Source organism: Pseudonocardia nigra (assembly GCF_019396355.1).
Classification (GTDB): domain Bacteria; phylum Actinomycetota; class Actinomycetes; order Mycobacteriales; family Pseudonocardiaceae; genus Pseudonocardia; species Pseudonocardia nigra.
This window is the reverse complement of the sequence record NZ_JAHKRK010000285.1, coordinates 1-8,005: the sequence shown is the minus strand read 5'-3', so window position 1 is coordinate 8,005 and position 8,005 is coordinate 1. Positions and strand designations below refer to the sequence as shown.

General features: G+C 73.5%; 9 protein-coding genes and 1 pseudogene. 3 read left to right on the top strand and 7 right to left on the bottom strand.

Translation table 11 applies throughout. The annotated features are described in order from the left end of the window. Positions 1-230 (bottom strand): annotated as a pseudogene (locus KME75_RS37845) (hypothetical protein); the annotation flags it as partial. Between the two features lie 65 nt (positions 231-295). On the opposite strand from KME75_RS37845, the gene KME75_RS37840 reads away from it, so the two are divergent. Beyond that, positions 296-1,108, top strand: coding sequence for an ArsR/SmtB family transcription factor (locus tag KME75_RS37840; protein WP_219419750.1), 813 nt, complete (start codon positions 296-298; stop codon positions 1,106-1,108). A 113-nt stretch (positions 1,109-1,221) separates the two neighbouring features. Here the strand turns inward: KME75_RS37840 and KME75_RS37835 are convergent, their stop codons facing one another. Genes KME75_RS37835 through KME75_RS37825 form a run of 3 tightly spaced genes read right to left on the bottom strand, consistent with a single transcriptional unit; the run spans position 1,222 to position 4,377 of the window. Further along, entirely contained in the window at positions 1,222-2,337 is a 1,116-nt protein-coding gene (locus tag KME75_RS37835) for an XdhC family protein (RefSeq protein ID WP_219419749.1), read from the bottom strand. Continuing rightward, complete coding sequence (locus tag KME75_RS37830; protein WP_219419748.1) at positions 2,330-3,469, bottom strand: vWA domain-containing protein; 1,140 nt, start codon at positions 3,467-3,469, stop codon at positions 2,330-2,332. The genes KME75_RS37835 and KME75_RS37830 overlap by 8 nt, the downstream gene beginning before the upstream one ends. Positions 3,470-3,477: 8 nt before the next feature. After that, positions 3,478-4,377 carry an AAA family ATPase gene (locus tag KME75_RS37825; protein WP_219419747.1) on the bottom strand — a complete coding sequence of 300 codons (900 nt, stop codon included), beginning with the start codon at positions 4,375-4,377 and terminating at the stop codon, positions 3,478-3,480. Between the two features lie 500 nt (positions 4,378-4,877). Between KME75_RS37825 and KME75_RS37820 the strand changes: the two genes are divergently transcribed. Continuing rightward, positions 4,878-5,459: a LysM peptidoglycan-binding domain-containing protein gene (locus KME75_RS37820; RefSeq protein WP_219419746.1), complete on the top strand. Its 582-nt coding sequence runs from the start codon at positions 4,878-4,880 to the stop codon at positions 5,457-5,459. 54 nt (positions 5,460-5,513) lie between these two features. On the opposite strand, the gene KME75_RS46405 is transcribed toward KME75_RS37820, so the two are convergent. From KME75_RS46405 to moaC, 3 genes are read right to left on the bottom strand one after another with little or no spacing between them, the layout of a single operon-like run. Further along, entirely contained in the window at positions 5,514-5,957 is a 444-nt protein-coding gene (locus KME75_RS46405; protein ID WP_219419745.1) for a molybdenum cofactor biosynthesis protein MoaE, read from the bottom strand. Beyond that, on the bottom strand, positions 5,954-6,433 hold the full coding sequence (locus KME75_RS46400) for a MogA/MoaB family molybdenum cofactor biosynthesis protein (RefSeq protein WP_219419744.1): 480 nt from the start codon (positions 6,431-6,433) through the stop codon (positions 5,954-5,956). Before KME75_RS46400 ends, KME75_RS46405 begins: the two co-directional genes overlap by 4 nt. Then, a complete protein-coding gene (gene moaC / locus KME75_RS37805) occupies positions 6,430-6,915 on the bottom strand; it encodes a cyclic pyranopterin monophosphate synthase MoaC (RefSeq protein ID WP_219419751.1) in 486 nt (161 codons plus the stop codon). The genes KME75_RS46400 and moaC overlap by 4 nt, the downstream gene beginning before the upstream one ends. 392 nt (positions 6,916-7,307) lie before the next feature. Here moaC and KME75_RS37800 point away from each other — a divergent pair, with 392 nt between their 5' ends. Continuing rightward, the gene (locus KME75_RS37800) at positions 7,308-7,895 is read left to right on the top strand and encodes a LysM peptidoglycan-binding domain-containing protein (protein ID WP_219419743.1); all 588 of its coding nucleotides are present in this window, start codon (positions 7,308-7,310) and stop codon (positions 7,893-7,895) included. The last annotated feature ends 110 nt before the right edge of the window (positions 7,896-8,005 follow it).

The following is an 8,005-nucleotide window of genomic DNA, read 5'->3' as shown; positions in this document are numbered from 1 at the left end:
ACGGCGACGGGGTGACCGCCGCACTCGGCCGCCCGGCGGCGGAGGTCGTCGGGCGGGATGCGGTCGAGCTCCGCGAAGGCGAGCGCGCGGCGGCGCCGGTGGTCCGCGCCGTTGCTGAACCGGGCGACGTGCGACCGGAGCCAGGCTACGCCGGTGGCCGCGCCGGGGACGGCCGGGACCGGGGAGTCGAGCGCGGCACGCACGGCCGCAGGGCCGGTGATCGTGGGCATGGGTGGGACGGTAGGCCGAGGACGCTTCGGCGGACACCGAAACGACAACGCGGCAGGATCGACCGATGACCGCCGCCGCCCTCGCCGAACTCGCCGCCCTGCTCGCGGACCGGACGCGCGCGCAGATCTGCGTCGCGCTGCTGGACGGGCGGGCGTGGACGGCGGGGGAGCTCGCCGCGCTCGCCGGCGTGGCACCGTCGACGGCGAGCGAGCACCTCGGGCGGCTCGTGGCGGGCGGGCTGCTCGTCGAGCGCCGCCAGGGCAGGCACCGGTACGTGCAGCTCGCCTCGCCGGAGGTGGCGCAGCTCGTGGAGAACCTGGTCCACCCACCCCGCCGGCTCCGCAAGCTCCGCCGGCTGCCATCCCCCGGTGCCGCGCACGCGCGGCCGACCGCACCCGTCGGGCTGCGGGCGGTGACGGCCGCGGCCGCCCTCGCGGACGCCCGGACCTGTTACGACCACCTCGCCGGGCGGCTCGGCATCGCGATCACCGACGCGCTCGGCGAGCGCGGTCTGCTCGACCGGGCCGGCGGCTTCGCCCTCACCCCGGCGGGGCTCACCTGGTTCCGGGCCGAGCTGGGTTTCGTGCCGGCCCGGTCCCGCCGCCCCGTCGCGCGGGCGTGCCTGGACTGGACCGAGCGGCGCTCCCACCTCGCCGGGCAGGCCGGCGCGCACCTGTGCGAGCGGTTGGAGGCCAACGGCTGGATCGCCCGGCGCCGCGGGGCGCGAGCCGTGCGGGTCACCCCCGCGGGCGCGGCTGCCCTGCAAGACCTCCTCGGCATCACCCCCGAGAGGGCGGTTCGCGTGTCGAATCCGGGCGATTCGGATGTCGAATCCGGGCGACTCGCGTGTCGGAATCGGGCGATTCGCGGGGCATAGGCATCTTGCGCGAGTCGCCCGTCCTCGCCGCGCGAGTCGCCCGTTTTGGACCGGCGAGTCGCCCGTTTTGGACCCGCGAGTCGCCCGATTCCGACCGGCGAGTCGCCCGCCCGTCAGCCGGTGTGGATCGGGCCCTCGCGCTCGGCCAGCCGGGTGCCGGCCCCGCCCCAGTGCAGCGCGATCATCTCCGCGGCGATCGAGACGGCGGTCTCCTCCGGGGTCCGGGCCCCGAGGTCGAGCCCGATCGGGCTCGACATCCGGGAGATCTCCGCATCGGTCAGCCCGCGCTCGCGCAGCCGTTCCAGCCGGTCGTCGTGGGTGCGGCGCGACCCCATCGCGCCGATGTAGGCCACCTCCGGCAGCCGCAGCGCCACCTCGAGCAGCGGTACGTCGAACTTCGGGTCGTGGGTAAGCACGCAGAGCACGGTGCGCCCGTCGACCCGGCCGGCTTCGGCCTCGGCCGCGAGGTAGCGGTGCGGCCACTCGACCACCACCTCGTTCGCCCCGGGGAACCGCGACGCGGTGGCGAACACCGGCCGCGCGTCGCACACCGTGACGCGGTAGCCGAGGAAGTTGCCGATCTGCGCGACCGCCGCGGCGAAGTCGATCGCCCCGAAGACGATCATCCGGGGCGGCGGGGCGAACGACTCGACGAAGACCGAGAGCCCTTCGCCGCGGCGCTGGCCGTCGACGCCGTAGGTGAGCATGGCGTTGCGCCCGGCGTCGAGCAGGCCGCGGGCGTCGTCGCGGATGGCGTCGTCGAGCCGCTCGGAGCCGGTGCCGCCGTCGGTGTGGTCGGGCCAGATGATCAGTCGCTTGCCCAGCCGCTCCGCGGGTCCGGAGACGACCGTGGCGACCGCCACCGGCGACTCCGCGCGCACCGCCTCGGCCACCTGCCCGAGCTGTGCGAAGGTCTCGGAGTCGACCTTCTCGACGAAGATGTCGAGGATCCCGCCGCACGTGAGCCCGACCGCGAACGCATCGTCGTCGGACACCCCGTAGCGCTGGAGCACCGGCCGTCCGTCGCCGAGCACCTGCTGGCCGAGCTCGTACACCGCGCCCTCGACGCAGCCGCCGGAGACGCTCCCGACGGCCTCCCCGCCGGGCCCGACCAGCATCGACGCCCCGGGCTGGCGCGGCGCCGAGCGGAACGTCCCGACCACTGTGGCCAGCGCCGCCGTCTCGCCGTTCTTCCACCAGCCGGTCAGCTGGTCGAGCACGTCACGCATTGCGCACCACCTTGAGCAGCGTTTCGAGCGTGGCCAGGCTGTGGCCCGCCAACAAGTCGTCCAAGTACGGCAGTACCGCGACTATTCCGCCCTGCACCGGCGCGTAGCCGTCCTTGCCGGCGTGCGGGTTCACCCACACCAGCCGGTGGGCGAGCCTGCGCAGCCGCGCCATCTGCTGGCCGAGCAGGTCGGGCTCGCCGCGTTCCCAGCCGTCGGAGAACACCACGACGACCGCGCGCCGGGCGGCGCCGCGCTGCCCCCACCGGTCGACGAACGCGCGCATCACCTCGCCCAGCCGGGTGCCGCCCGACCAGTCGGGAATCGCCTTGCCCGCCGCCGCCAGCGCCCGCTCGGCGTCGCGCATCCGCAGCTCGCGCGTGACGCGGGTGAGCCGGGTGCCGAGCGTGAACGCCTCCACCGCGCCGGGGGACCGGCGCACGACGACGTGGGCGAAGCGCAGCAGCGCGTCGGCGTAGGGCTCCATCGAGCCCGAGACGTCGATGAGCAGCACCACCTTGCGCGGTCGCCGCGACCGGTCACGGCGGCGCAGCTCCCGCAGCTCGCCCTGGTTGCGCAGGGCCGCGCGCAGCGTGCGTCCCGGGTCGGTGCCGCCGTGGCGGGACGGCCGCAGCCGCCGCGACACGCGGGTGGGCGGCTGCGGGCGCAGCAGCGCGAGGAGGCTGCGCAGGTGCTCCCGCTCGGCCGCGGTGAGCTCGGCCAGGTCCCGGTTGCGCAGCACCTCCGTGCCGGTGGCCCTGGCGTGCACCTCCGGCGCCTGCCTGCCGTCGTCCTCCGACTCGCCCTGCTCGCCCGACGGGATGAGCGCGGCGAGCTTCGGCGGCGGGGGCGGCCGCTCGTCGGTGATGCGCGTGCGCCCGCCCTGCCGGGGGGTGAACCAGTCCTCGAACGCGCGGTCGTAGCGGGGGAGGTCGTCGGGGTCGGAGCACAGCGTCAGGCGTCCTGCCCAGTAGGTCTGCATCCGGCTCGTGACGTCGAGCGCGTCGAGCGCGGTCAGGAACGCGGTGACGCGGTCGGTGGTGATCGCGAGGCCCGCGTGCCGGAGCACGACGGTGAACCCGACCAGGCCGGGGATCGGGTCGTCGGCGGTCGTCGCCGGGGCGCCGTTGGTCATCTGCGCGGTCAGGACGCCAGGAGGGTGTCGAGCTGCTTGCGGACGCGGTCGGCGTCCTCCCGGTACTTCAGGACGGCACCGAGCGTGGCCGCGGCGGAGTCGACGTCGAGGTGCCGGGCGCCGACGAGCTGCAGCGCCCTGGCCCAGTCGATCGTCTCGGCGACGCCGGGCGGCTTGAGCAGGTCGGCCTGGCGCAGCGCGCGGACGGCCCCCGCCACCTGCGCGGCGAGCCGCTCGGGCAGCCCCGGCACGCGCGAGTGCAGGATCTCGATCTCGCGGTGCAGGTCGGGGTGGTCGAGCCAGAGGTAGAGACAGCGGCGCTTGAGGGCGTCGTGGACCTCGCGGGTGCGGTTGCTCGTCAGCACCACAACCGGTGGCGTCGCGGCCCGCACCTCCCCGAGCTCGGGGATGGTGACGGCGTGCTCGGTGAGGACCTCGAGCAGGAAGGCCTCGAACTCGTCGTCGGCGCGGTCGATCTCGTCGATCAACAGCACACTCGGCGTGGACTGCAGGGCTCGGAGGATCGGCCGGGCGAGCAGGAACCTGCGGTCGTAGAGGGAGGCCTCGACGGCGTCGGCGTCGAGGTGCTCACCGCCTGCGCTCGCGGCCGCCTCGAGGGCGCGGAGGTGGAGCAGCTGGCGCGGGAAGTCCCAGTCGTAGAGGGCCTGGGCGGCGTCGATGCCGTCGTGGCACTGCAGCCGGATGAGGTCGGCGCCGAGGACCTCGGCGAGCGCCTGCGCGAGCGCGGTCTTACCGGTGCCCGGCTCGCCCTCGCAGAACAGCGGCCGGTTCATCCGCATGGCGAGGAACGCGGCGGTAGCCAGGCCGTCGTCGGCGAGGTAGCCGCGGGTGCGCAGCGCGGCCGCCAGTTCGGACGGCGAGCCCGCTGCCTGGGAGCGATCGGTCACGCATCCAGCATGACGGAAGCGCGGGTGCGCAGCCACCACAGGTGCGCGAGTGCACAGCGCTGTGTGACGTGTGACAACGCGCTGTGGTCGCCGAAAGTGTGACGTAGTCGGTAATACTTCCGTTTTGAATGTATTTCATTCGCCGTGATCAAGTCGTGATCGTGACGTGCTGACCTGCGGAGACCCAGCTATCGTCAGGTTAATCTGCTCGTTACAGTGACGATCGTCACGGGGCACTGGATTGACGGTTTGCGGGATCCGGCTCGTAGCGTCGTTGGCCGGTCGTTCCGAACGGATCGACCGGAAATACATCCGGAGCCGTCGCGCCAGGCCTTGTCCCGCGGTTCCGGTCCGTCGAGCTGGAGACGGGACAGGGCCGAGATCGCCATTCGGAGAAGTCGCCCCACGGCTTCGACCCGAACGGCAAGGTTGTTCGCCGGGGCACTCCCAGCCCGCTGACGAGCAGCTTCACCTCGAGGCGCGAACTGGAGAACACCGAAATGACTTCTCGACCGGATTCCCGCAAGGGGCGAAGTCTGCTGCGTCTGGCCGTGGCCGGAGCAGTTGCGGTCGGCGCTCCCTTCGCCGTCGCCGGTACCGCCAACGCCGCCCCCGATTCCGTCTGGGACAAGCTTGCCCAGTGCGAGAGCGGCGGCAACTGGCAGATCAACACCGGAAACGGTTACTACGGCGGTCTGCAGTTCAACCCCCGCACCTGGCGCGCCTTCGGCGGCAGCGGCATGCCCCACCAGGCCAGCCGTGCCGAGCAGATCGCGGTCGCCGAGCGGACGCTGGCGAAGCAGGGTTGGAACGCCTGGCCGGCCTGCTCCCGCAAGATGGGCCTGCGTGGCTACTCGGCCGAGCCGACGAAGGTGCGCGCCTCCGCGCCCGTCGCCGCTCCGGCCCCGGCCGCCCGGGCGAAGAATGGTGCCGACTACACCGTCCGCTCGGGCGACACCCTGAGCAAGATCGCAGCCGCCCACAACGTGGCCGGCGGCTGGCAGGCGATCTTCGAGCGCAACCGCGACGTCCTGAGCAACCCGAACGTGATCCGCGTCGGGCAGCAGCTCGACCTGCGCTGACGCGCCCGTGAGTGGATACGGGTGCCCCAGCACTCGTATCCACTCACGACCGGGTCAGGCGGAGCCGACCCATTCGTCGGTGCCGTCGGTGAACACCTGGTGCTTCCAGACCGGCAGCAGGCGCTTCACCTCCTCCACCAGTTCGGCGCAGGTCTCGAACGCCTCGCGCCGGTGATCCGCCGCGACGGCGCAGGCCAGTGCGACGTCCCCGATCGCGAGCTGCCCGACTCGGTGGCTGACCGCGATCGCCCGGACGCCGCGGACCCGGCCCGCGACCTCGGCGGCGATCTGAGCCACCACCTTCTCCGCGGTCGGATGGGCGCTGTAGGCCAGGCCCCGGACCGACCGCCCGCCGTCGTGGTCACGGACCACGCCGGCGAAGGTCACCACGGCGCCTGCGGCGGCCTGCTCCACGAGCGCGGCGTGCTCGGCCACATCGAGTGGCGCCTCGCCCACCGCGGCCCGCAGCACGGCCGCACCGGTGCTCGCGTCGGTCATCGGTGATCGCCTCCTCGCAACTGGTCCACTGCATGGTCCAGGACGTCGGCGAGCACCGACAGACCGTCGCGAACTCCTCCTGTCGATCCGGGTAGGTTCACCACGAGCGTGCGCCCGGCCACGCCGGTGACGCCACGCGAGAGCACCGCCGTCGGCACCGTCGGGGCCCCGGCGGCGCGGATCGCGTCGGCGAGCCCTGGCACCTCGTAGTCGAGAACGCTCCGCGTGACCTCCGGGGTGGCATCGGTCGGCGAGATGCCGGTGCCGCCGGTCGTGATCACCACGTCGACGCCGTCCGCGACGGCCGCCCGCAGCGCCTCCCCGACCGGCTCACCGTCGGGAACCACCACGGCATCGGGCGTCTCGAAGTCGCGTTCGCGCAGCCAGGCGACGATCAGCGGACCACCGCGGTCGGCGTAGACACCCGCCGCAGCCCGGTTCGAGGCCGTGACGACGCGGGCGCGGCGGCCCGTCACGCCCGCTCCTCCTCGGGTCGGGTCCAGGTGCCGGTCTTGCCGCCCTCCTTGCGCTCGACGCGTACTCCGTCGAGCACGGCGGCCGGGTCGACGGCCTTGACCATGTCGTGCAGCGTGAGCCCGGCGACGGCCACCGCGGTGAGTGCCTCCATCTCCACGCCCGTGCGGTCCGTGGTGCGGACCGTTGCGCGGATGTGGACGCAGGATCCGTCCGGCTCGAGGTCCACGGTGACCCCGCTGATCGCGATCGGGTGGCACAGCGGCACCAGGTCGGGTGTGCGCTTCGCTCCCATGATCCCGGCGATCCGGGCCGTGGCGAGGGCGTCGCCCTTCGGCAGGCCGTCCCGCCGCAGGAGCTCCACCACCTCGGCGGTGGTGCGCAGCGTGCCGCTGGCGACGGCGGTGCGCGCCGTCGCCTCCTTGCCGGTGACGTCCACCATGCGGGCGGAGCCCGCGGCGTCGACGTGGGTCAGCTCCACGATCCGAACCCTACGGCGTGCCGCGGACGCCCGCAGGCGGCCGGGTTGCAGTGAACTGCGCCACATTCACGCAACCCTTCCATAATGCAAACGTTATCGGTTCGCGATCTGCTGAGCAGGGCAAACGTGATCGTCATTCGGCTGTTCGGAGGACGGCTGACCGCGCGGTCGGCGTGATGCGGAGGGTTTCCCTTCCGCCCGGCCGGACGTAGCGTGCCTGTCGGTCCGGCCGGATGCCCCAGATCCGGCCGGCCCCGGAACCGCAGCGCTCCCCTGTCCGGCGGTCCCGGCCCCCGTTGCCTCACGAAGCGTGGGACAGGAACGGACCTCGGCGGCTCCCCACCGCCCCGCCAGCTCCCCGGCGGAGTCCGCGCGCAACGCACGGAGTTGCCCTCATGGCGCGCTACCGCGGCCGTCACCGTGCCCCCAGTACGACCGGTAAGGCGATCGCGCGTACCGCACTCGCGGGAGCCGTCGCCGGCGCCCCGCTCATCGTCGCCCCGGCGGCCCACGCGGCGTCCGACGCCACCTGGGACCGGGTGGCGCAGTGCGAGAGCGGGGGCCGGTGGGACATCAACACCGGCAACGGCTACCACGGTGGCCTGCAGTTCGCCCCGAGCACATGGCGGGGGTTCGGCGGCACCGAGTTCGCCCCGGTCGCCCACCAGGCCACCCGCGCCGAGCAGATCGTCGTCGCCGAGCGCGTGCTGGCCGGGCAGGGCTGGGGCGCGTGGCCGGTCTGCTCCCGGAAGGCAGGCGCGCGCGGCGAGGCGCCGACGCTCCGCGAGGCCCCGGCCGCCGAGCAGGTGCGCCTCAGCGCTCCCACCACGTTCGGCGGCTACGTCGTGCAGCGCGGTGACACCCTGTCCAAGATCGCCAGCAGGCACGGCATCGCCGGCGGCTGGCAGGAGCTGGTGCAGAAGAACCCCGCGCTCGCCGGGAACCCGAACAGCATCTTCCCGGGCCGGCAGCTCACCCTCTGACGACTCGGTCGCACCAATCCCCCGACTCGCGCGCACGAATCCCCCGACTCGCGCGCACCAATACGCCGACTCGCGGGATGGGTGTCCGGTATCTCCGCGAGTCGGCGTAT